This window comes from Pirellulimonas nuda (assembly GCF_007750855.1).
Taxonomy (GTDB): Bacteria; Planctomycetota; Planctomycetia; order Pirellulales; family Lacipirellulaceae; genus Pirellulimonas; species Pirellulimonas nuda.
Window position 1 is genome coordinate 5,242,725 of the sequence record NZ_CP036291.1, and the last position, 23,903, is coordinate 5,266,627.

Annotated in this window: 18 protein-coding genes and 1 rRNA gene; 8 read left to right on the forward strand and 11 right to left on the reverse strand. The window is 66.5% G+C overall.

What is annotated here, in order from left to right; genetic code table 11:
• Positions 1-29 precede the first annotated feature (29 nt).
• The 3 genes from Pla175_RS20460 to Pla175_RS20465 form a co-directional block, all read right to left on the reverse strand.
• A complete protein-coding gene (locus Pla175_RS20460) occupies positions 30-1,451 on the reverse strand; it encodes an OprO/OprP family phosphate-selective porin (RefSeq protein WP_145289826.1) in 1,422 nt (473 codons plus the stop codon).
• A gap of 161 nt (positions 1,452-1,612) precedes the next feature.
• Positions 1,613-1,753 carry a hypothetical protein gene (locus Pla175_RS26220; protein WP_197527019.1) on the reverse strand — a complete coding sequence of 47 codons (141 nt, stop codon included), beginning with the start codon at positions 1,751-1,753 and terminating at the stop codon, positions 1,613-1,615.
• A gap of 336 nt (positions 1,754-2,089) precedes the next feature.
• Entirely contained in the window at positions 2,090-3,238 is a 1,149-nt protein-coding gene (locus Pla175_RS20465) for a trans-sulfuration enzyme family protein (protein ID WP_145289828.1), read from the reverse strand.
• 631 nt (positions 3,239-3,869) lie between these two features.
• Between Pla175_RS20465 and Pla175_RS20470 the strand changes: the two genes are divergently transcribed.
• Positions 3,870-5,357, forward strand: a complete 1,488-nt coding sequence (locus Pla175_RS20470) for a DEAD/DEAH box helicase (RefSeq protein ID WP_145289832.1) — start codon at positions 3,870-3,872, stop codon at positions 5,355-5,357.
• Between the two features lie 94 nt (positions 5,358-5,451).
• A complete protein-coding gene (locus Pla175_RS20475) occupies positions 5,452-7,524 on the forward strand; it encodes a PAS domain-containing hybrid sensor histidine kinase/response regulator (protein WP_145289835.1) in 2,073 nt (690 codons plus the stop codon).
• Positions 7,525-7,571: 47 nt separating this feature from the next.
• Here Pla175_RS20475 and uraH read toward each other — a convergent pair whose 3' ends face one another.
• From uraH to allB, 3 genes are read right to left on the reverse strand one after another with little or no spacing between them, the layout of a single operon-like run.
• Positions 7,572-7,907: a hydroxyisourate hydrolase gene (uraH, locus tag Pla175_RS20480; protein WP_145289838.1), complete on the reverse strand. Its 336-nt coding sequence runs from the start codon at positions 7,905-7,907 to the stop codon at positions 7,572-7,574.
• A complete protein-coding gene (uraD, locus tag Pla175_RS20485) occupies positions 7,904-8,425 on the reverse strand; it encodes a 2-oxo-4-hydroxy-4-carboxy-5-ureidoimidazoline decarboxylase (protein WP_145289841.1) in 522 nt (173 codons plus the stop codon). Before uraD ends, uraH begins: the two co-directional genes overlap by 4 nt.
• A complete protein-coding gene (gene allB, locus Pla175_RS20490; RefSeq protein WP_145289844.1) occupies positions 8,422-9,726 on the reverse strand; it encodes an allantoinase AllB in 1,305 nt (434 codons plus the stop codon). The genes uraD and allB overlap by 4 nt, the downstream gene beginning before the upstream one ends.
• 149 nt (positions 9,727-9,875) lie before the next feature.
• On the opposite strand from allB, the gene pucL reads away from it, so the two are divergent.
• Positions 9,876-10,727, forward strand: a complete 852-nt coding sequence (gene pucL, locus Pla175_RS20495; protein WP_145289847.1) for a factor-independent urate hydroxylase — start codon at positions 9,876-9,878, stop codon at positions 10,725-10,727.
• Here pucL and Pla175_RS20500 read toward each other — a convergent pair.
• From Pla175_RS20500 to Pla175_RS20510, 3 genes are read right to left on the reverse strand one after another with little or no spacing between them, the layout of a single operon-like run.
• A complete protein-coding gene (locus Pla175_RS20500) occupies positions 10,724-11,980 on the reverse strand; it encodes a M20 family metallo-hydrolase (protein WP_145289850.1) in 1,257 nt (418 codons plus the stop codon). The genes pucL and Pla175_RS20500 overlap by 4 nt on opposite strands.
• Complete coding sequence (gene allE / locus Pla175_RS20505; protein ID WP_145289853.1) at positions 11,977-12,738, reverse strand: (S)-ureidoglycine aminohydrolase; 762 nt, start codon at positions 12,736-12,738, stop codon at positions 11,977-11,979. The genes Pla175_RS20500 and allE overlap by 4 nt, the downstream gene beginning before the upstream one ends.
• Positions 12,735-13,997 (reverse strand): allantoate amidohydrolase, encoded by a 1,263-nt coding sequence (locus Pla175_RS20510; RefSeq protein WP_145289856.1) that lies wholly within the window; start codon positions 13,995-13,997, stop codon positions 12,735-12,737. The genes allE and Pla175_RS20510 overlap by 4 nt, the downstream gene beginning before the upstream one ends.
• A 185-nt stretch (positions 13,998-14,182) precedes the next feature.
• On the opposite strand from Pla175_RS20510, the gene Pla175_RS20515 reads away from it, so the two are divergent.
• From Pla175_RS20515 to xdhC, 3 genes are all read left to right on the forward strand, one after another.
• Entirely contained in the window at positions 14,183-15,637 is a 1,455-nt protein-coding gene (locus Pla175_RS20515; protein ID WP_145289859.1) for a xanthine dehydrogenase small subunit, read from the forward strand.
• A 3-nt stretch (positions 15,638-15,640) separates the two neighbouring features.
• The gene (gene xdhB / locus Pla175_RS20520; RefSeq protein ID WP_145289863.1) at positions 15,641-18,043 is read left to right on the forward strand and encodes a xanthine dehydrogenase molybdopterin binding subunit; all 2,403 of its coding nucleotides are present in this window, start codon (positions 15,641-15,643) and stop codon (positions 18,041-18,043) included.
• A 134-nt stretch (positions 18,044-18,177) separates the two neighbouring features.
• The gene (gene xdhC / locus Pla175_RS20525) at positions 18,178-19,014 is read left to right on the forward strand and encodes a xanthine dehydrogenase accessory protein XdhC (RefSeq protein ID WP_145289867.1); all 837 of its coding nucleotides are present in this window, start codon (positions 18,178-18,180) and stop codon (positions 19,012-19,014) included.
• A gap of 96 nt (positions 19,015-19,110) precedes the next feature.
• On the opposite strand, the gene Pla175_RS20530 is transcribed toward xdhC, so the two are convergent.
• The gene (locus tag Pla175_RS20530) at positions 19,111-19,605 is read right to left on the reverse strand and encodes a hypothetical protein (RefSeq protein WP_145289870.1); all 495 of its coding nucleotides are present in this window, start codon (positions 19,603-19,605) and stop codon (positions 19,111-19,113) included.
• A 362-nt stretch (positions 19,606-19,967) separates the two neighbouring features.
• Positions 19,968-21,498 (reverse strand): 16S ribosomal RNA (locus Pla175_RS20535).
• Positions 21,499-22,160: 662 nt separating this feature from the next.
• Here Pla175_RS20535 and Pla175_RS20540 point away from each other — a divergent pair.
• On the forward strand, positions 22,161-23,309 hold the full coding sequence (locus Pla175_RS20540; protein ID WP_145289873.1) for an FAD-dependent monooxygenase: 1,149 nt from the start codon (positions 22,161-22,163) through the stop codon (positions 23,307-23,309).
• Between the two features lie 131 nt (positions 23,310-23,440).
• Positions 23,441-23,866, forward strand: coding sequence for a chorismate mutase (aroH, locus tag Pla175_RS20545; protein ID WP_145289876.1), 426 nt, complete (start codon positions 23,441-23,443; stop codon positions 23,864-23,866).
• The last annotated feature ends 37 nt before the right edge of the window (positions 23,867-23,903 follow it).

A 23,903-nucleotide genomic window follows, 5' to 3' on the forward strand; every position in this document is an offset into this window, starting at 1 on the left:
GAGCCGCCGCCCATTATCGCACAAGCGGCTCAGAAATCGACCTGCGCCCGAGCGGCCAGGATGTCCGCGTCCGAGTTGTCTCCGGCGGGGCGGTCGAGGAAGGCGTGGATGTAGTTGAACTGGAACTCGGTGTTGGCGTTTAGCCGCCAGTTCAGGCCGAACGTCAGGTCCTGCAGGGCGCCCCCGGCCGCGAACCCGGGGGGCGCGCCGACCGGCGCCAGGTCGGCGTCGTTGAGGTCGAGGTAGCTGTACCGCCCGGCGATCTCCCAACCGCCGATGCCCGCCTTGCCGTAATTGGTGTGGGGCGTGAAGCGTCCGTAGACGCCCTGGTTCTTCAGGTAGGGCCGGTACTCGCCGGTCAGCACGTAGGAGACCTGCGCATAGGCGCCGTGGAAGCGGGCCTGGGTCCCGTTGAGTTGGTCGATTGTGGCGAAGTAGAACTCGGCTTGGGCCACCGCGGGGCCGCGCGAACCGGCGAGCTCTACGTTCATCACCTGAAAGTTCTCGGCCGCCAGCGTTCCGGTGTCGACAAAGAACGGCACCGGGAAGACGGTGCTGTTGAAGTCGAGCTGGCTGAAACCGACCTCGGGGGTCGACCGCAGGATCGCAGAGTTGCCCGACGGCTGGTTGTAGGTGAACCCGCCCCCCAGGTGCAGCGTGTGGTTGCAGGGCCCGTCGTACAGCAGCAGCGTTTCCCGCGTGGCGCAGCCGTAGCCCGAGTCGCCCGAGGCGTTGCCGAAGACGTTGGTGGGGAAGCGATAGCCCGCGACAGCCCAAGTGGCGCGCTCGTCGAGGGCGGTGTCGTACAGCTCGATCCCGATCTGTCGGAAGGGGGCAAATGCGGTCGGCAGGGCGCGCTCTAGGAACGTAAGCTCCTTGACGCTGGTCATGGCGTCCATCCCAAACGGGGTGCGGAACTGCCCGATACGCACGTTCCCGATGCTGGCCAGGTCTGCCACGTCGACGTACACGTCCATGAAGCTCGGTCGGCCGGGAAAGGCGAAGTCGTACTCCATGAAGTAGCTGACGTTCTCTGCCACCTCCCCCTTGGCGGAGAGCCGGGCTCTGCGGAAGTCTGCCACGTCCTGGGCGTCCCCCACCACTGCGGCGTTCGCGGCGTCTTGCGCAAAGAAGATGGCGTCGGCGTGGAAGAAGCCGTTTACGGTGACGGTCGGGTAACCCGCGCCCGCGGGGTCGGCGCCGGGGGGGCAGCAACGCCAGGTGAGGCAGTGGCCGCTGGTGGGGGCGACCTCGGGGTCGACGATGAGCAGATCGTCGGCCCCCTCGAGTTGGGCCGAGCCTGCGACTAGTTGCGCATCGAGGTCGGGCAACCGGCGGGCTTCTGCTGCTTCGGCAGGCCCAGGCGTGTGCGGCGATACTGCGAGCGTTGGCCCCGTGGCGAACGCCGCCGCCGACACGGCAAAGCGCATCACCATCCCTGACAGGCGCATGGCTCCCTCCTTGGATCAAAGCGCGTCGTAGTGTGGCTATCGGACGCCAACCGCCCCAGGGCCGTGCTTCACCAGAACCGCCGTTAAAACCGGTACAACCCGTCAGGCAAAAAAATGCGGCCGGAGGGGGGCAAGGCGGGCCCCTCCGGCCGCGGAACAGACTACCTAGCGTGATGCACGTGGATCGTTGACGGAGACTGGTTGTGGATGAACGCCTGCCGGCCAAAGTGAGATGACGCCTGGGCGGCGCCCGCGGCAGAAACCGCCGCCAGAACAAGCAGTGCAAGCAACCAACGCTTCATGGCGAAACCCTCACATCAAGGGAAACGCGGATCGAGGCGCCCCAACGCGAGACGCCAAACACACGGTCCGCCTACCACTATTATCGCGTATGAGCGGCGCATCGTTCGCCGCGGAATCGTTACGATTCCGTAGGCGGCGAAGTGGAGAGGAGGCCCCACAGCAACCGCAATAATCGGTCAATGCAGTCGCCCACCTCCACCAACCAGTAGCCGACGGGCTACGCCCCGTCCGGGCGCTTCGGTAGACGTGGAGCACCGAGCCACTCCGACGGGGCGTAGCCCGTCGGCTACTGGCCCTTGGCTCGCAGATAAGTCGCTAGCGGATAGCCACTCCGCTTAACGCGACTTGCTCATCGCTCCCTCGAGGTCGTCGCGTAGGTCTTCGAGCGCCTCGAGTCCTACGCTCAGGCGGATCAGCCCGTCGGCGATGCCGTGCTTCTTGCGGTCCGCGGCGTCGTAGCTGGCGTGCGACATGCTAGCGGGCTGCTCGATGAGCGACTCCACGGCCCCCAGGCTCACCGCCAGCTTGAACAGCTCCGTCGACTCGCAGAACTTTTTGGCCCGGGCGAAGTCTCCCTTCACCTCGAACGAGATCATCGCGCCGAACGCCCCGTCCATCTGCCGGGCGGCGATCGCGTGCCCGGGGTGGGTGTCTAAACCGGGGTAGTAGACCCGCTCTACCTCGGGGCGCCCGGCGAGCCACTCGGCCAGGCTCTGCGCCGTGCGGCACTGCTCGCGGACACGCAGCTCCAGCGTCTTGACGCCGCGTGAGCAGAGGTAGCTCTCCAGCGGCCCCATCACGGCGCCGGTGGCGTTCTGCACGAAGTACAACTCGTCGAGCAGGGGCTTCTCGCGCACCGCCAGCAGCCCACCGAGCACGTCGCTGTGACCGCCGATGAACTTGGTGGCCGAGTGCATCACGATGTCGGCGCCCAGCTCCAACGGGCGGGTCAGCACCGGCGTGGCAAACGTGTTGTCGCAACCCAGCAGCGCGCCGCGGCTGTGCGCCAGTTTGGCCAGCGCGGCGTAGTCGCACACGCTCAGCAGCGGGTTGCCGGGGGACTCGACCCACAGCAGCTTGGTCGCTGGCGTGATGGCCGCCGCCATGGCGTCGACACTGGTCGAGTCGGCCAGGGTCACGGTCACCCCGGCGCGGTTCATGATCTTGTGGAACAACCGGTAGGCGCCGCCGTAGATGTCGCTGCCGGCCAGCACGTGGTCCCCCGACTTGAGCATCGCGGTCACACAGTGGATGGCGGCCATGCCGCTGGCGAACGCCAGTGCGCCGGCGCCCCCCTCGAGGTTGGCGATCGTTGTCTCCAGCGCCTTGCGGGTGGGGTTGCCGCTACGGGAGTAGTCGAACTCGCGCCACACGCCTGCTTCGTGCTGGCAGAAGGTGCTGGCGAGGTGCAGCGGCTGGACCACGGCGCCGGTCTGGGGGCAAGGATCTTGGCCGACGTGGATAGCGCGGGTACGGAACTGCATTGCGGATCGACTTGGGGTTGCCAGAAGAATGGGGTCCGAAACATGGTAAAGGCGCGTCCCCCCCCTAGGCGAGCCGCCGGCGTTAGCCGGGGGAGGCTTCGAGCGGGGGCCATCCGTCTTCTCGTAGAAGCCTCCATCGGCTGACGCCGGCGGCTCGCCCGGATTGCTCTTGCTTTTGGCCCACGATGTGCTACACTTTGGCTCAGACATCCAAGGTGTGAGACCTCCGACGTCTTCATCTCGGGCCCAAGGCCCGGGAAGTAGTCGGCTGGTTCATTCAACTTCGAAGCAAAGCTGCCATCCGGCCCGGGCCCGCAAGCAACCTCTCGTTTCTTGCCCCACCTGCCCGCCGTAGGTTTCCTCGCACTCGACCGCGATTGATTCTCTTGCCCCTTGCGGCTGCCGCTTTCCGCAACCGCGGATCGCGTTGTCTCTCGGCACGATTGCCTTGAGCGCCAGCCGACAATCCGGCAACCCTCCCCGCACACCCAGCCTCATCGGCTCGGAAGCCCAACGGCTCAGTAGCCCGACGGCTGGGGGGAGACCCCTGCGGCATCCGCGCCCGGGCTCTTTTGGTAGAGCTCTCGGCTGTGCGGCGGCTGCGATCCCACCGTACACCCAGAGACCAAACATGACGCAAGTTGCCCCCACCGGGACGGCCCATTCCGGCGCCCCCCTTTCCACCACCAAGTTCTCCGAGCTCGGCCTGGCCGACCCGTTCCTCAAGGCCGCCGCGGCCGAGGGTTACGAGGTCGCCACGCCGATCCAGGCCAAGGCGATCCCGGTCGTGCTCGAAGGACGCGACCTGATCGGCTGCGCCCAGACCGGCACCGGCAAGACCGCGGCGTTCACGCTGCCGATGCTCGACCGGCTGATGCAGAACCGCCCCGCCCACCAGCCGGCGGCCGCCCCCCCGCAACGCCACCCCCAAGACACTCGCCGAGTGAAGGGTGACAACCCCAACCCGCGGCCCATCCGCGCCCTGGTGCTCTCGCCTACCCGCGAGCTGGCCGCCCAGATCGGCGACAGCCTGGCGAAGTACGGCAAGTTCACCCCGCTGCGGCAGACGGTTGTCTTTGGCGGCGTCTCGCAGCACAGCCAGACCAAGGCGCTGCGGCACGGAGTGGACGCGCTGGTCGCCACGCCGGGCCGGCTGCTCGACCTGATGGACCAAGGCTTTATCGACCTGTCGAAGATCGAGGTGCTGGTGTTCGACGAGGCGGACCAGATGCTCGACATGGGCTTCCTCCCCGCGCTCAAGCGGATCGTGGCGGCCGTTCCCAAGCGGCGGCAGACGCTGATGTTCTCGGCCACCATGCCGGACGAGATCCGCAAGCTGGCTCAGCAGTGGCTCACCAACCCCGAGTCGCTCGAGATGGGGGTCGTCGCCCGCCCGGCCGAGCGGATCGCCCAGTCGGTCCACCTGGTCGACGCCAAGAAGAAGCCCGACCTGCTCACGCGGTTCCTCAAGGAGACCGCGCGGTCGCGGACGCTGGTGTTCAGCCGCACGAAGCACGGGGCGGACAAGATCGTGAAGCGACTCACCCAAGAAGGGCTCCACGCCGCCGCGATCCACGGCAACAAGAGCCAGGGCGCCCGCACGCGGACCCTGGCCCAGTTCAAGGGGAAGAACCCGCCGGTGCTGGTGGCGACCGACCTGGCCGCCCGCGGCCTGGACGTGGACGACATCTCGCACGTGGTGAACTACGACCTGCCCGACACCCCCGAGACCTACGTGCACCGCATCGGCCGCACCGCCCGCGCGGGCGCCGAAGGGATCGCCGTGTCGTTCTGTGCCGGTGACGAGCGCGGACTGCTGCGGCAAATCGAGCGGCTCACCAACCTGACGATCTCGGTCGAGCCGACGATCGACGGCTTCGAGCCGACCGACCCCATCAGCCACGTCAGCCCCAACGCCCGCGGCCGTCAGAACGCCGGCAAGGGTGGCGGCGGGCCGCGTCGGTTCGGCGCCAAGCCGGGCGGCGGCAGCGGCTACGCGGGCGCCCGCACCAGCGGCTCCGGCGGCGGCAGCTACGGAAAGAAGAAGGCGGCCGGAGGCGTGTCGCCCGCCGGCATGGCTAGCAAGCGCCGCCCGCGTCGGCGTCCGACCGCGGGCTAGTGTTCGGGCTGGGTCGCGACGCCGGCTTACGCCGGCGTCGCGGGCCGCTACACTTGCGGGTGCTATCCCAGCACGCCCGTCGACGCTGCGGCCAATGACCCTCAATCCGCTTGATACCGAAGGGTTCCCGCCCCGCTGGGAATGCGGCACAGCATGGCGTGACGAGCCTTGGCTGGGGTGGCTGCACATCGGCGCCGACCTGGCGACCTGGGGGGCGTACACCGCTATCCCGGTGCTGATCGTCCTGGCGCTGTGGCGCAGCCGCGCACTGCCGGCGCCGCGTGTGCTAGCGTTGTTCGCCGCGTTCATCTTGGCGTGCGGCACGGTCCACCTGCTTGAGGCCGTCATCTTCTGGCACCCGGTTTACCGGCTGTCGGGCGTCGCCAAGCTGGTCACGGCGATCGTCTCCTGGGCCACGGTCATCGCCATGGCCCGGCTCGCGCCCCGCCTGCTCACCTTCCGCAGCCCACAGGCGCTCGAGGTCGAGGTAGCCGAGAGGACACGCGAGCTACAACAGGCTACCGACTCGCTGGAAGCCGCGGCGGCGTTGCGCGTCGAGTCGACCAAGAAGCTTCGGCACAACGAACACCGGCTACGCACCGCCCTGGCCGCCGGGCGCATGGGCGCCTGGGACTGGAACCTCGAAACCGACCGCGTTCTGTTCGACGACACAGAGCTGGAGATCTTGGGCCTGGGGCAAGAGAGCCGCGAGCTGTCCTCCGCGGAGTTCTTCGAATGGGTCCACCCAGACGACCGGGAGGGATTGGCCGAAGTGCTGCGCCGGGTGATTGATGAAGACGGGCACTACGACCACGTCTTCCGCTTCACCACCCAAGCGGGCGAGGAGCGTTGGATCGCCGGCCGCGGCAGCCTGCTGTTAGAGCCCGGCGAGCCGCGGCGGATGGTAGGCGTCAATTACGACGTGACCGCGATCAAGCAGAACGAGATCGAGCTGGCCGAAGCCCGGCAGCGCGCCGACTCCGCCAGCCAGGCCAAGAGCCGGTTCTTGGCCAACACCAGCCACGAGATCCGCACCCCACTGACAGCGATCCTGGGCTGCGCCGAGTCGCTGGTGCGACATCCCGACTCCGCCGATTCCGCGGACACCGCCCGCACGATCAAGGCGCAGGGCGAGCACCTGATGCACCTGCTGAACGACCTGCTCGACCTCTCCAAGATCGAGGCCGGCAAGCTAGAGCTGCGGCTTGAGCCAACGTCCCCCGCCGCGGCGTTGACAGAGATCGAGTCGTTGATGCGCCCCCGCGCCACCGAGAAGGGGCTGCGGCTTTCGGTGGAGCTGGCCGGCCCCATCCCCCGCCGGGTGACCACCGACCCGCAAAGGCTGCGGCAGGTGCTGCTGAACCTGGTCTCGAACGCCATCAAGTTCACCGAGAAGGGGGGCGTAACGCTGACCGCCGGCCTCGACATCAACACCGACCTCGACGACGCCTCGGACGACGACTCCCCGATGCTGCGGATCGAAGTCGATGACACCGGCACAGGCGTGCCGGCCGATGAGTTGGACAGCATCTTCAAGCGGTTTCACCAGGCAAGCAGCGCCGAGGCGGCCCACCTGCAGGGGACCGGCCTGGGCCTGGCGATCTCAAGCCGCCTCGCGAAGATGCTGGGAGGACGCCTCACGGCCGAGAGCACCGTCGGCGTCGGGAGCCGGTTCTCGCTAACGATCCCGATCGATCCGAACGACATCGGCAGCCCCGAAGACAGCATCGGGCCCAGTGACCTGGCGGCCAGCCGGCGGCCTACCCCCCCCGCCGAGTTCCCCGCGGACCTCAAGGGACGCGTGCTGATCGCCGAAGACACCGCGGCCGTGCGGTTCATCCTCAAGCAGCTCTTCAATGATTTTGCCGGCGAGGTCGAGTTCGCCGAGGATGGCCAGCAGGCGCTCGACGCGGCGCGGCGGGCGCGCGAGGCGGGACGGCCGTTCGACCTGCTGCTGATGGACATGCAGATGCCGGTGATGACCGGGTTTGATGCGGCACGCGCGCTACGCGCCGCCGGCCACACAACGCCCATCATCGCGCTGACCGCCAGCGCCATGGCCGGCGACCGGCAGCGCTGCCTCGACGCGGGCTGCGACGGCTACCTGGCCAAGCCGATCGACTGGGACACGATGGTGCGCGAAGTCGTGAGCCGCCTCTCCCGGTAGAGTTGCCGGCCCAAGGCGGACGCCCCGGCACGCACGCGTTGGGAGCGCTAACTCCCGCGATAGGTAGAGTAACCGTAGGGCGACAGGAGCAGCGGCACGTGGTAGTGCGAGCCGTCGACCACGCGGAAGTCGATTGTCACGCTGGGGTAGAACGCGTTGCGTCCGGTCGCGGTGAAATACTCGTCCGTCGCGAACGTCAGCCGGTAGCAGTGCGGGCCGACGGCCAGATCAACACCCCAGCCTTGGACGCGTCCGTCGGCGTCGGTGTGGGCATGCGCGAGCGTGACGGGGGCGCCGTCGGTCCACTGGAACAATTCGACAAGAACGCCCGCGGCCGGGCGCCCCAACGCGGTGTCGAGCACGTGGGTCGTGATGCTGTTCATGGGGAGCCGCACTCCAGTTTGTCGATGCGAAGGTGGGTGATCTTGCGTTGCTCGCCCGCCGCGATCGCGAGCTCAACATCCGGCGGGTTGTCGATCCGTTCGCGCAGCAGCCGCAACATCTCGGCGGCCGACTTGCCGCTGGCGCAGACGATAAAAATGTGGCCGAAGCGGCGTTCATAGGCGGCGTTTGCCTCGGATAGTTCTAACAGCACCGCGTCGGTCGCGGCGTCGACCCCGGCTTGTTCGCCGCGCGACCACGCGGAGTTGCCCGCGTACTTCATCCGCATCGACTGGAGGTCGCCGATCTTGGGGTGGTGCGCAAAGGCTTCCAGCCAGTCGTCTCGCACGAGCGAGTCGAAGCAGCCCTCGGCCTTCCGGTGGAAATCTCCCAGATCGGCAAAGGGCCTTGCGGCCGCCATCGCCCGGCGCCACGCACAGGCGCCGCAACACGCCGCGAGCAACCCGTCGGCGGCGTCCGCTTCGCACGCGTTTAGCACCCTCAGCGACTGCGGATTCATAGACAGTCTCCTTTACCAGCGGCCGCCAACTGGCCGCGCAGGTAGGTACGCACCACGCCCCCCCGCAGCCGCCGGCCGGCGTAGGGGGTGATCTTGTGGCGGTGAAGCAGCAGGTCGGGATCGACCGCCCACGCGTGGTCCGGATCGAAGACGACCAGGTTCGCCGGCGCGCCAACGCGGACGCCCCCCTCAAGGCCCAGCAGCCGAGCCGGCGCGTCGCACATCCACCCGGCCACGTCCGCAAGCGTGTGCCCCCGCCGCTGGGCCTCGGCCCATACCGCCGGGAGGCCGAGCTGCAACGAGCTGACCCCGCCCCAGGCCAGGTCGAAGCGTCCCTCGTCGAGCGACTTCATCTCGGGTGGGCAAGGGGAGTGATCGCTGGCGACCAGGTCGATCACCCCGTCGGCCAGCCCCTGCCAAAGCCGCTCGCGGTGCGAGGCGTCGCGGATCGGCGGCGCACACTTGTACGCGGTGGCGCCGTCGGCGATCTCTTCCGCGGCGAACGTGAGGTAGTGGGGGCACGTCTCTACGGTGATCGGCAGCCCGCGGCCGCGGGCCGCGGCGAGCGTCGGCAGCGCGTCTGCGTCTGCCAGGTGCACGATATGCGTCCGGCAACCGGTCGACTCGCACAGCTCGACGAGCAGCGCGATCGCTTCTTGTTCGAACTGGGCGGGCCGCGACGCGAGGTAGTCTGCGTAGCTGCGTGGGTCGGCGAGCGGCGGCATCGCGTGGGCCACCTCGGCGTGCGCCAGCAGCACCGCGTCGCGGTCGGCCAACAGCGGCATCGCGGCCGCAAGGTCCGCGCGGCGCACCGCCGGAAACTCGTCGAGGCCGCTGTCGCAAAGAAAGGACTTCACCCCCATTACGCCGGCGTCGAGCAGCGCCGGCAGCTCCGCCAGATTGCCGGGGACGAGCCCCGCATGAAAACCGACGTCTACCCACAGCCCCGCGCCACGCGCGGCGGCCCGCTTGGCCTGGAGCGCGGCCAGAGTGGTCGTCACCGGCGAGCTGTTCAGCGGCATGTCGATCAGCGTCGTCACCCCACCCGACGCCGCCGCGGCCGTCCCGCTGGCAAACCCCTCCCACTCGGTGCGGCCCGGCTCGTTGAGGTGGACGTGCGGGTCGATCAGGCCCGGCAGCAGCGCAAGCCGCCCCAGGTCGTCCCCAGCGGACGGGTCGTACCCTCGCACCTCGACGATCCGCCCGTCGCGCACCACAACGGTCGCCGGCCGCTCGCCACCCGGCAGCACCACCCGGCGGCTGCTCAGCACAAGTTCAGGGTCAAGACGATCCAAAGTCATCAAGAGTGCATCATAGAAGGTTCGCTAAGAGCAACCAGCCGACGGGCTCCGCCCCGTCGACACGCGCCAACAGTTCCGAGCCCGCCCCAAGCTGCTATCCTATCCCGAAAGCCAGGCGGCTCCCAACCTCGACCCCCGATCCTCGCAAGATGCCCCACCAACTCGCCCACCACGCCTACGGCAAGCACCGCGTCCGAGTCAGCAAGATCAAACGCCCCCGCCGCGGCGCCGCCAGCACCGAACGGCACGAATTGATCGAGGCGGCCGTGGACATCGAGCTGGAAGGAGGCTTTGCGCCCGCCTACACCGATGGCGACAACGCCTCGATTGTCGCTACAGACACCTGCAAGAACACGGTCTACGCCCTAGCCAAGGACGACCCGTTCGACACGATCGAGTCGTTCGGCCGCACGCTGGCGGAGCATTTTGTTTCCACGTACGACCACATTACGCGCGCCGGCGTGACCCTCCACCAACACAGTTGGGCCCGCCTGCTCGATTGCCCCCACGCGTTCACGGGCAGCGACGCCGAAACCCCAACCGCCCGGGTGGTCGCCCAACGGGGCGCCCCCACACGGGTCGAGGCAGGGGTGACCGGGCTGATGATCGCCAAGACCACCGAGAGCGGCTTCTCCGGGTTCCACCGCGACGCGTTCCGAACGCTGCCCGATACCGACGACCGCATCTTCGCGACCGAGCTCACCGCGAGCTGGGTCTACGCCGATCAAGAAGTCGATTTCGTGGCTTCGCGAAGCGCGATCCGCAAGGCGATGCTGGCCCGTTTCATCGACCACTACAGCGAGTCGGTCCAACAGACCTTGTGGCTGATGGGACAAGCGGCGCTCGACGCCTGCGACGCCGCGACGTCGATCACACTCACCATGCCCAACAAGCACCACCTGCTGTTCAACCTGGCGCCGCTGGGACGCGAGAACGACAACGAGGTGTTCGTCTCTACCGACGAGCCGTTCGGTTGGATCACCGGGACGGTGACTCGCTAGGCCTCCTCTGCCAGCTTGGCGAGTGTAGCCGCGAGCACCTCGACCCCGGTCGCCATCGCTTCGGGCGACGCGTACTCGTCGGGGCGGTGCGACACGCCGCCGCGGCAGGGGATGAACAGCATCCCCATCGGCGCTACCTGACCGATAAACAGCGAGTCGTGGTAGGCCCGGCTGATCATCCGCTGATGGGACGCGCCAAGGTCGCGGCACGCCTGCTCGGCGGCGTCGACGATGCCGGCGTCCGCCACTGATGGTGGGTCGGCGTTCTGCACGGTGACTTGCAGCTTCACCCCGCGCCGGCACGCGATCGCTTCGGCGACTTCGCGGAGCCTGACCAAAACGGCATCGCGATTGGCGAGGTCAATATCTCGAAGGTCGAGCGACATCGTCACCCGTGAAGGGATCGAGTTGGCCGCGCCCGGGTGGACGCCGAGCTGGCCGACGGTCGCCACCAAATCGGGGCTGACGCTCTCACGGGCGAGCCTCTCGACGGCGAGCGCAACTTCCGCCGCGGCCGTGAGCGCATCGCGCCGGACCGGCATCAGCACGGCGCCGGCGTGGCCCCCCTCTCCTTCAACGCAAAGCGTGAGCTGCGACGGCGCCGCGATGGCCGTGACCACGCCGATCGGCAGCCCCGCTGCTTCGAGCTCGGGCCCCTGCTCGATGTGCAACTCAATAAACGCGTGGTAGTACCCCTCCGGCAAGAGGACGTCCTGCAGAGCGCCGCTAAACCCCGCCCGCTGCCGCACCTCGTCGTAGTTGTCGCCCGACTCGTCCTTCAGGCCGGTCAGTTGATCGGCGGTGAGCCGGCCGGTCATCGCCCGGCTCCCCGTGCAGCCGACGCCGAAGCGGGTAGGCTCCTCGGAGGTAAACATCACCAGCTCGATCGATCGACGCGGGCAGTAGCCCGACCGCTTGAGCGTGCGGATCGCCTCGAGCGCGCCCAGCACGCCGACCGTGCCGTCGTACATGCCAGAATGGGGGATCGCGTCGGTGTGCGAACCGGAGCCCACGACGCCGGCGGCCGGTTCGGCGCCCTCCCAGCGGGCGAACGTGTTCCCGATGGGGTCGACTCGCACGGCGAGGCCCGCCTCCTCGTAGAGACCCTTTAAGTAAGCACGGGCCCGGAGGTCGGCCTCGCTAAACACGACGCGCGTCACCGCGGGCGGGGGCTCCGCGCAGTCGCTCAGCGTCGCCAAGTGCTGGAGCTCGGCGAGCAATTGGTCGGCGTCGGCGGACAGCTTTCGACTCATGGCGACAACGGGTCTCGGTTGACGTCTTTGTAGTAAATATAGCGGGCGGGGGTCTTGCCCATCGCCACAAACCACTGCGGGCAGTAAGCGGCCATCCAGATGGCGTCCCCCACCCGCACCGGGTACCACCGCTCACCCAGCCGGTACACCCCTTGCCCGGCCGCCATGTACAGGCCGTGCTCCATCACGTGCGTCTCGACAAACGGAAGCGTAGCGCCGGGCTGGTAGGTGAACACGTTCACGGCCATGTCGAACGCCTGGTCGACCGGGAGCAGCGTCGCCAGCATCGCGTCGGGGTCGCCCAAGAACGGCTCGCACGGCGCGTCCTTCACTCTGCCGACAATCGTCTCGGGCGCCTCGACGTCATCCAGGGCCGCGTACGGCTTTTCGATGACTAGCAGCGTCGCTTCTTCTTCACATCGGCAGACCGTGTCGCAGTCGGGTGGCAGCCAGGCGAATCCGTCTGCCGAGACAGGCTTTCCTCCCACGGTGAGTGCGCCCCCGAGCACAAACACCAATCGCTGGACCCCGGCCGCGGCCGGCCGCGACTGCGCCCCCGGCTTGGCGTGCACCAAGTACTGACAGAACCGTGGGCCGCGCGGCCCGGCGCCCATCGCGGGGCTGATCAGCACCACACACTCCGACCCCGGCCAGCCGTCGAGCGGCGACCGGACGTGGCTGTCCGCTGCGACCAGCGCGTGGTCGAAGGCGACGTGCGTCCGTGTTTCGCCAAACGGCACGGTTCTCGAAACGCTCATTGCGACTCGCTTTCTGCCAGCAAATGGATGAATTGAAGCAGCACGCCCAGGGCGACCTGAACGTCCGGCACGTCGACACGCTCGTCGGGGTGGTGGCTCACCCCGCCAGGGTGCCTGAGGAACAGCATCGCTACCGGGAAACGCTCGGAAAGAGGCGCCGCATCGTGGCCGGCGCCGCTCGGCAGCATCGGCGCGTCGTACCCCCGCGCAAGGCACGCGTCGTGCAGCATCGACGTGAGCCGCGGGTCGACCCGACAGGCTTCCTGCACGACGTGATCGATCACGCTGAAACCCAGCGATAGTTCCCGGGCGATCTCGGCGCCGAGCTCGAGCAGCGTATCGACGGCCCGACGGCGTAGGGCGTCCTCCGGATGGCGGACATCGAGCGAGAGCTCGACCTCGCCCGGAATCACGTTTGTCGCGTTGGGGGCCACCCGTAAGAAGCCGACCGTGGCCCGCAGGCCGTCGGCGCCGGCGCCGATCCGCTGCGTTTCGCAGATCATCCGTGCGGCGCCAAGCAGGGCGTCGCGCCGGCCGTGCATCGGCGTCGTGCCGGCGTGCTGGGCGTGCCCCAGAAACCGCAGCCGCATCCGGGTCTGCCCCGCGATGCCGCTCACCACACCGACCGGCAGGCCCGCGCGCTCCAGCACCGGCCCTTGCTCCAAATGGGGCTCGACGAAGCCGATCACCTCGTCCGGCTGGTACGCCGCTTCAGGGATCTTGTCGGGCGCCAGCCCGAATGCCTCAATCGCTTGGCGCATCGAAACGCCGGACGGGTCGCAGCGCTCCAGCCACGCCGGATCGAATCCGCCGCACACCGCCCGGCTCCCCAGGTAGGGCAGCGCGTAACGCACCCCCTCTTCTTCGCTGAAGCCGATGACGTCTAGATGGAACGGCAACGGCGCGGCGCCCAGCAGTTCCGCCACGGCGAGCGCCGCCAGCACGCCCAGCACTCCGTCGTAGCGGCCGGCGTTGGGGACGCTATCGAGGTGCGACCCAAGCAGCAGCACCCGCGAACCCTCCGGCCCCGGGCGGCGCCCAATCAGGTTCCCCGCGGCGTCCACCCGCACCCGCAGCCCAGCGCTGCGCATCCAGTCCCCAACTGTGTGGTGAACTTCTTGCATCGGGTGCGACAAGTAGCGCCGCGTCACGGCGCCCGCCTCTTCCGAGCAGCACGCCAGTCGATCGCAGCGGCTCATGACCCGCTCTGCCGCGGCGGCGAGCGTTTGGTCGTCTGCGGCGATTGCGGGTGGGAGCATAGTTTCGTAGGTCAGGCGGTGCCTGAAGATGGCTTTGCTTGCGAACCGACGAGTCGGGCACAGCCTGACCTAACGGCGGATCATCGAAGTTGCCGCTTCGACCCTGCTGAGCTAGATTAACGCAAGTGGCGGGGATATCGCGAGATGGGGCGACGGCGCCCGCTAAACCTTGCCCCAAGGACCCCATGCGAGACCTTTTGGTCATCTACGTCAACGGCGCCCGGCACGAGGTCTCGGGCCGCTGGGCGGAGCGAACCCTCACCGAGTGGCTCCGCGAGGGTCTCAGGCTGGTCGGCACGAAGGTGGTTTGCTCGGAAGGGGATTGCGGCGCCTGCAGCGTGCTGGTCGGCCGGGTCGAGGCGCCCGGTGAGGCCCTCGTCTACCGCACCATCGACGCGTGTATCGCGTTCCTCTACCAGCTCGATCGCTGCCACGTAGTGACCGTCGAAGGGCTAAGGCAGGGCGCCGTGCTGTCGCCGGTGCAGCGGGCGATGGTCGATTGCCACGGCAGCCAGTGCGGCTTCTGCACGCCGGGTTTCGTCACCACCCTGCACGGCATGCTCGAAGCACAAAACGGCGACCCGCTTACCGATGAAGGGCTCCGCTACGGGCTATCGGGCAACCTGTGCCGCTGCACCGGCTACGCACAGATCATCGAGGCGGGACGCTCCATCGACCCCGCGCGGGTCGCCCGCATCGCCGAGCTGTACGACTCAAAGCGGATCGCGACCGACCTAGCAGCGATCGGCACGGAGGACGTCTGCATCGAGATCACAGAGGCGGGCGCCACGCGGCGTGTCATGATCCCCACGTCGCTCAGCAAGGCGATCGCTTGGAAGGCCGAGTTCCCGGCCGCCCGGCTGGTGAGTGGCGCCACCGACCTGGGCGTGCAACGCAACCACGGCAAGCTGCCTGCGGGCGACGTCCTGTACCTCGGCCGCGTGGCGGGCTTCGACAAGATCGCACACCAAGCGGGCGCGTTGACCATGGCGGCGGGCGCCACATGGCGTCAGGTCGAGCAGGCCACCCGCACGCTGCTGCCGCAGCTCTGGGCGATCCTCACCCGCTTTGGCAGCCCCCAGATCCGCAACCTGGCGACCTTCGGCGGCAACCTGGCCAACGCGTCGCCGATCGCCGACTCGCTGCCGGCGCTCTACGCGCAGGGCGCAGAACTAGAGCTAGCTAGCGCGCGGGGCCGACGCCGCGTGCCGATCGAGTCGTTCTACCTCGGCTACAAGCAGCTCGATCTTGCCGCGGACGAACTGATCGTCGCCGTGCACATGCCGCTGCCGGCAGAGCACAACGAGTTGGTGCTCGCCAAGGTCTCCAAACGCCGAGACATGGACATCAGCACCGTGGCGTCGGCGGTGTGGCTGACCGTCGAGGAGGGGACGATCGTCGACGCGCGGGTCGCCCTGGGGGGCGTCGGGCCGACCGTCGTCCGCTCCCCGGGCGCCGAGGGGGTGCTCGTCGGCGCCGGTGTCGAGGAGGAAACGTTCCGCAAAGCGGGCCGCGCCGCCCGGGCAGACGTGACGCCCATCTCCGACGTCCGTTCGAGCGCCGCGTACCGTGCGCAACTGGTTGAGAACCTGGTCGCCAGGGCTTTCTTCGAGATCGCTCCCCAACCGGTGGGGGCATAAAGCATGGCCAGCATCGGCAAAGCGCTGCCGCACGACTCGGCCGCCGGTCACGTGACCGGGGGCGCCCACTACATCGAAGACCTGCCGCGGCTCGAAGGAGAACTGTGGGTCGACTTCGTCGGCGCACCGACGGCCGCGGGCCTGGTGCGATCGATCGACACGAAGCCCGCCTTGGCATCGCCCGGCGTAGCAGCCGTGCTGACCCACGCCGACCTTCCCGGAGTGAACCACTTCGGACCCATCTTCCACGACGAGCTGTTTCTGGTTGAAGACCGCGTCCACTACCTGGGCCAACCGATCGTGGTAGTCGCCGCCGAGTCGCGCGAAGCGGCCCGCCGCGCCGCGGCGCTCGTGAAGATCGACTACACCGAAGAGAAGCCCGTTTTGTCGATCGACGAAGCCATCGCGGCCGGCAGCTACATCGGCCCGACGCGCGTGATCGCCCGAGGAGACAGCGACGCCGCCTTCGCACACGCGCCTCACACGCTCTCGGGCGTGTTCGAATCGGGTGGCCAGGAGCAGTTCTACTTCGAGTCGCAGGCCTCGCTGGCGATCCCCAGCGAAGCGGGCCAAATCAAGGTGCTTTGTTCCACCCAGAACCCGACCGAGACCCAGGCGGTGGTGGCCGAGGCGCTCGGCCTGCGGCTGCACGAGGTGGTTTGCGAGTGCAAACGGATGGGGGGGGGCTTCGGCGGCAAGGAGACGCAGTCCGCGATCCCCGCGGTGATGACCGCGCTCGTCGCCCGCCACACCGGTCGGCCGGCGCGGATCGTGCTGACCAAGGACGCCGACATGCGTCTGACGGGCAAGCGGCACCCCTACAAAACGTGGTACAAGGCCGCTTTCGACGACCAGGGCATGCTGCTGGCTGTCGAGCTCGAGGTGTATTCTGACGGCGGCGCCTTCGCCGACCTCAGCACGTCGGTCATGGAGCGCACCATGCTCCACGCAGACAACGCCTACTTCCTTCCCGCCGCAAAAATCACGGGCCGCGTCTGCCGCACCAACCTGCCCCCCAATACCGCGTTCCGCGGCTTCGGCGGGCCGCAGGGGATCGCGGTCATCGAGAATATCCTGCAAGAGATCGCCCAAACCCTCGGCCGCGACGCGCTCGACGTCCGCCGCGCGAACCTCTACCGCGACGGCGACCCCCATCGCAGCGTAACCCCCTACGGGCAGATCGTACGCGACCACGTGCTGCCCGAAACCTTCGACCAGCTCGAGGCGACGAGCGACTACCGTGCGAGGCTCGCCCAGATCGAGTCCCACAACGCTGCGAACCGGCTCACCGTCAAAGGGATCGCCCTCTCGGCCGTAAAGTTTGGCATTTCGTTCACGACGAAGTTCCTCAATCAGGGCAATGCGCTGGTGAACGTCTACACAGACGGATCGATCCAGGTCTCCACCGGCGGCACGGAGATGGGCCAGGGGCTCAACACCAAGGTCCGCCAACTGGTGGCGGACGAGTTTGGCGTCGAGCCCGAGTGCGTGCTGCTGATGACCACCTCGACCGAAAAAAGCCACAACACCTCGCCAACCGCCGCCAGCGCCGGGACCGACCTGAACGGCGCCGCAGCGCTCGACGCCTGCCGGCAAATCAAGCAACGGATGGCCGAGTACGCCGCTTCGCGGTTCGCAAGCGCCGACGCGGGGCTGGTGCACGCGCCCGAGCACGTAGTGTTTGAGGACGGCCATGTCCGTGACAGCCGGATCGCCGATCCTTCGCACGCCATCCCCTTCGGCCGGTTCTGCGGCGACGCCCGGCGGGAACGCGTCGACCTGGGCGCCCGCGGCTTCTTCGCCACCCCGGGGGTCGATTTCAACCGCGAGACGGGCCGCGGCAACCCTTTCTTTTACTACACCACCGGCGCCGCGGTCGCAGAAGTAACGATCGACCGCTTCACGGGCGACCTAACGGTAGATCGTATCGACCTGCTGATGGACATCGGCCGGATGATCAACCCGGGCATCGACCGTGGGCAGGTGATCGGCGGCCTGATCCAGGGGGTCGGATGGTGCACGACCGAAGAGCTGCGCTACACCCCCAAGGGCGCCCTGCTCACCACCGGCCCGACCACCTACAAAATCCCCAACATCACCGACCTGCCAAAAGTGCTGAACGTCGACTTCATCGACAACCCTAAGCACACGCTCAACGTTGGCCGCAGCAAGGCCGTCGGCGAACCGCCGCTGATGCTCGGGATCGCCGTCTGGCTCGCGGCCAAGCACGCGATGTCCCAAGCGTCGCCCGGAAAGATCGCCAAGCTCAAGCTCCCCGCCACCGGCGAAGAGTGCCTGATGTGCTTGACCGAACTCCAGAGCAAGCCGCTATCACCCAGCCCCTCGCAAAACGGAGCTCCCCATACAGTCTCGGCGAACGTGCAGCGGCTCAAAGGGAAAAAGTAGAGGAGCCGCCGATGGACGCGGACGAACGCAGTTAGAAGGATAAGTTTTACAGCCATCGGCGTTCATCCGCGTCCATCGGCGGTTTCTTTTCTCTGTCTCAGCACTCTCCGCGACCCTGCGTTGAAGCATCGCCGATGTCACAGCCAACTTTCATCGACCGCTACGCCGAGCTAGCCGCCAGCGGTTCGCCGTTTGTCGCGGTGACGGTTGTCGACGTAATCGGTTCAACCCCGCAGAACGCCGGCAGCCGGATGATCGTCACCCGCGCGGGGCTCGATCAGGGCACCGTCGGCGGCGGCAAGATCGAAGCCCGCGCGATCGAGGAAGCGCGTGCCATGCTCCACTCGGGCGAGCGCACTCGGTTCTTTGATTGGAGCCTCAAGGCCGACATCGGCATGACCTGCGGCGGCCGGGTGCGGGTCTACATGGAGAGCTGCAACGTGGCGACCTGGCGGATAGTGATCTTCGGCGCCGGGCACGTCACGCAGGCGCTTGCGCCCGTGCTTGTCGCCTTGCCGTGCACGGTGACCTGCGTCGACCCGCGACAAGAATGGCTCGACCGGTTGCCGTTGAGCGTCCGCACTATCTGCACCGACAATCCGCCGACCGAAGTCGCCCGGCTGCCGGAGGACGCTTCTATTCTCTGCCTGACCAAGGGGCACGCCTCGGACCTGCCGGTGCTGCTAGAAATTTTTCAGTCCGGCCGAAGCTTCCCGCTGGTCGGCGTCATCGGCAGCGCGGCCAAGCGTGCGGTGCTGCGCAAGGAACTGCTGCAAGCGGGCGTTGCGGAAGAGCGGATCGATTTTCAATGCCCGGTCGGGCTCCCCATCGGCAGCAACCACCCTGGCGAGATCGCTGTGAGCATCGCGGCGCAGTTGCTGCAAACGCGGGACGTGCTAGACGCTGAACCAAGGAATTCACGGGAACGACCAGAGGAGGAACCGCCGATGGACGCCGATGCACGCGGATAGGGGTTGGTCGCTGCGATTGAAGACGGCTAACCACCACGGGCACGACGGATCACGAAGAAGGACGTGCGCCAACTCGAAAAGGTAGGCGCCGATCGATCATTTCTGTAGATCGGAAAAGCGTTCGCCCCACTTCTTCTTGCGGGGGGTTTCCGGCGCCTGTTCAGGGACCAATCCCAGCACCAGCATCACCGCGGCTAGCGCGAACATTGGCGCCACTGACCAGAACCAAGCCGAATGGATAACTTCGCCCGCTCTGGCTACTTCCGCAACTGTCCCCAATGTCCACAGCAGCCAAACCTGGGCCACACCAGCGCCAAAGAAAATGAACGACGCAACCCTCAGGGCGGAGTTACGTTTCTCATAGAGCCACAACCCCAGGAGCAGGACCACTGGTATGCAGACCGGCCAACCTGGAAATCTAGACCAAATCATCGGCCAAAACCATTCGAAATGGAACGATGCGAGCCAGACTAGCATCACCCCCGAAAGAACCGCGACGATGACAAAGACGATCACGTTCTTTGCCGCGATGGAAACGCGAAAGGGCCGCGCCGCCGAATCGCCGGACTGAGGTGACTCGTACGGATTCAAAAGTCACCCCTCCAAGCCGCGGTGAGAGTTCAACGGCCAAGGACGAAAAACTAGACAGGATTTACAGGATCAACAGGAGAAGAAACAGACCCCGACGGCGTCGGGCTGGTCCCCCTCATCCTGTTGATCCTGTCAATCCTGTCCCTTCTTTCTTTGTGTCCTTCGTGGTTCAACGTCCTTCCGTCCCCACGTAGCGCGCACAAAAAAACCCGGCAACGAGGTGGCTAAACCTCGTGCCGGGTCTTTTATTGACAATGGTGAGTTGCTCGGGTCTTTCGACCTGAGCCGACTTTCCAGCAGCCAGTGCTGGCCCCTAGTACGCTAGAAGGACGGGTGTCTTTCTAGCGACTTTAATCCTTAAAAAAGGAGGTGATCCAGCCGCAGGTTCCCCTACGGCTACCTTGTTACGACTTAGTCCCAATCGCAGAGTTGACTCTAGGCGCCTGCCTCCCGAAGGTTAGCACGGCGACTTTAAGCCCCCCCCACTTTCGTGGCTTGACGGGCGGTGTGTACAAGGCTCAGGAACACATTCACCGTAGTATGCTGACCTACGATTACTAGCGATTCCGGCTTCATGCAGGCGAGTTGCAGCCTGCAATCCGAACTGGGCGGCGCTTTTTGGGATTTGCTTGCCCTCGCGGGTTTGCTTCCCTTTGTACGCCGCATTGTAGGACGTGTGCAGCCCAGACCATAAAGGCCATGAGGACTTGACGTCATCCCCGCCTTCCTCCGGTTTAACACCGGCAGTCTCACTAGAGTCCCCGACATTACTCGCTGGCAACTAATGATAAGGGTTTCGCTCGTTAAGGGACTTAACCCGACATCTCACGACACGAGCTGACGACAGCCATGCAGCACCTGTGCACGTTCCACCCGAAGGCGTTACTCTGCTTTCACAGAGCTAATCCGTGCATGTCAAGGCCTGGATAAGGTTCTTCGCGTAGCCTCGAATTAAGCCACATCCTCCACCGCTTGTGTGAGCCCCCGTCAATTCCTTTGAGTTTCAGCCTTGCGACCATACTCCCCAGGCGGAGCACTTAACACTTTCGCTACGGCCGAGAACCTAAGGGAGGGTCCTCGACCAAGTGCTCATCGTTTACGGCTAGGACTACCGGGGTATCTAATCCCGTTCGCTACCCTAGCTTTCGTGCCTCAGCGTCAGAAGAGACCCAGTAAGCCGCTTTCGCCACCGGTGTTCCTGATGATATCAACGCATTTCACCGCTCCACCATCAGTTCCGCTTACCCCTGTCTCCCTCAAGCACTGCAGTATCGGGCGCAATTCCTCGGTTGAGCCGAGGGATTTCACACCCGACTTACAGCGCCGCCTACGCACTCTTTAAGCCCAATGATTCCGAATAACGTTTGTCCGGTTCGTATTACCGCGGCTGCTGGCACGAACTTAGCCCGGACTTCCTCCTAGGATAGGTCAAATTCCGCTCTTCACGGAGCCTTCCTCCCCTACGACAGCGGTTTACAACCCGAGGGCCTTCATCCCGCACGCGGCGTCGCTCGGTCACGCTTTCGCGCATTGCCGAAGATTCTCGACTGCAGCCACCCGTAGGTGTCTGGGCAGTGTCTCAGTCCCAGTGTGGCGGGTCACGCTCTCACGCCCGCTAACCATCGTCGCCTTGGTAGGCCATTACCCCACCAACAAGCTAGTAGTACGCAGTCTGCTCCCCAAGCGGAGTCACACCTTTGGTCCGGAGACATTATCTAGCATTACCCGAAGTTTCCCTCGGCTATTCCAGACTTGGGGGCACATAACTACGTGTTCCTCACCCTTTCGCCGCTGTCCAGGTTCAAAGCAAGCTTCAAACCCTTCTCGCTCGACTTGCATGCCTAATCCACGCCGCCAACGTTCATTCTGAGCCAGGATCAAACCCTTCAATTGATGTATGCATTAACCTCACCGACTCGCCAAACCCGCGAACGGGCCGACTCACCAATGAAGGTAACGAGCCAACTTTCAAAGTAGTCTGATGGCACTAGCTGCCTGCCCCTGGAAGGGGGACAGGGCTTTTCCTGTGTCATCGCACAGCACATGGCTGGCTAAAAGGAAAGTCACTCACCAAATTGTCAAAGAGCTGTTCCCGAAGGAACATCCGAGCCGCATAAGATAGCAGGTGAAGCGATCGCTCGCTACCCCCCCTCTCTCAGGCGAACCCGGCTCGGGAGAACCCGGTTCCACCGTGGTCGCCGTGGCGTCCGCAGTGGAGATCCGGAATCTTACTGATCGGCCGCCAGCTGTCAACGGCCCGAACCTTTTTTTTGCGCCGGCCCCCTCTTCCTAGCCAAAATGCCCGCTCTTCGGCGGTCTATCCGCCCCGGTTTGTTGCAGAGAATCGCTGAACTTCGACCCCCTTAACGCCGACAGTCCCTAGGCTTGCCGGGGCCGTACCCCGGGATCTACCGCTCCACGAGGTCGTCGCTGCCGTTTTGGACACCCCGGGACCCGCGGCATCGGCTAGAAACAGCCGTCTCACCGCCGCGTCTATTAGCAATACCCCCGCACGACATCCTGGGCGATTGCCCTACTCAACCAAATACTGCTGCATGCGTCCCGGCCTGATCGTGATTGCTGGAGGGGGAATCGGCGGCCTGACCGCCGCAATCGCCCTGCGCCAGGCCGGTTTTTGCGTCCGCGTGCTTGAACGCGCGGAGTCGCTGCGGCCCGTCGGGGCCGGGATTACGCTCCAGGTGAACGCGATGGCGGCCCTGGCGAAGCTGGGGCTGGCCGAGGGGGTCGCCGCCCGCGGCCAGCAGATCGACTTTGTTGTTTCGCACAGGCCCGACGGAAGCCGGCGTACCCGCGTCGACCTCCGCTCTATCTCGACGCAACTAGGGGCGCCCTGCGTTTCAATCCACCGCTGCGAGCTTCAAGCAGAGTTGCTCCGCGCGTTGGGCGACGGGGCGCTCGCTACCGGCGCCGGTGTGCAGGGGCTGGAAATGCCCGCGGCTGGCCGGTCCCGGCTTCAAACTACCTCCGGCGAGACGATCGAGGCCGACGTCGTGATCGGCGCCGATGGCGTGCATTCTGTGGTGCGCAGGTCGCTGGGATTGAACGCGCGGGAGTCGACACGCTACGTCTGTTGGCGGGGTGTCGCGGAGCCCCCCGCCGGCGGATCCGGCGACCCCCATAGCGGCGCCGGCTGGTGGGGAAACGGCTTGGCGTTTGGCTGCTTCCCGCTGGCCGGCAACCGGCTCTACTGGTACGCCACACACCGGGCCGACCAGCCCAAGCGGGTCGAGGGCTGTGCGGCCAAGCGATGGCTGCTCGACTGCTTTTCCGGCTGGGACGCCCAGATCTACGCGATGATCGAGGCCACCCCCTGCGATGCGATCTTCGGAACGCCCATCTTTGAGATGGCGCCCCTGGCGGCCTGGGGACGGGGCGCCGTCACGCTGCTGGGGGACGCCGCCCACCCCATGACCCCCAGCATGGGCCAGGGGGGCGGCATGGCGATCGAGGACGCCGTTGTGCTGGCCCGCTGCCTCGCCCGCGCCCCGGACGCCGTAGCGGGCCTCAGGGCGTACGAGGCGGCACGCCGAAGCCGCACCGCCGCAATGGTTCGCGTCTCCGGGCGCATGACCGCCATCGCCCACCGCGAGGGCCTGAGCGCCGCCGCGGCCCGCCTGGCGATCCCCTTTGCCCCGCAGTGGCTCCGCACCCGCCAGCTCCGCCGGCTGTACCGCTTCGAGTGAACCGCGGTGCGCTCCGCGAAGCCCACGCAAAATCACGCAGGAAAACCCGCCCGGCCTGCGTGATTCTTCACGCCCTTCGTGGTAAAACCTTCGTGAAACCGATCCTCTAACCCTGCAACCAGATCCACCACATGCTTTGCCGCGGCGTCCGTGGGGCGACTACCGTTGAAGAGAACTCCCGCGAGGAAATCCTGCTCGCCACACGGCAGATGCTCGCGTTGGTGATCCGCCAGAACAACATCGACAAGCACGACATCGCCAGCGCCATCTTCACCGTCACCAAGGACCTCGACGCCGAGTTCCCCGCGCTGGCGGCCCGGCAGCTCGGCTGGCTCGACGTGCCGCTGCTGTGCGCGTACGAGGTGTGCGTCCCCGGCTCGCTGCCGCTGTGCATCCGCGTGCTGGTGCACTGGAACACGGACAAACCTCAGTCCGAAATCCGCCACGTCTACGCCCGCGAGGCCAAACGCCTGCGGCCCGACCTGACGAAGCTCCCCCCGGTCGACTGGGCCGAGCTCGAGTCGTGGATCGAAGAGCAGATGCGGGCCAATACGTAACGCAACTCAAGCATCCGCGTCCCCCACCGCGAGCCGG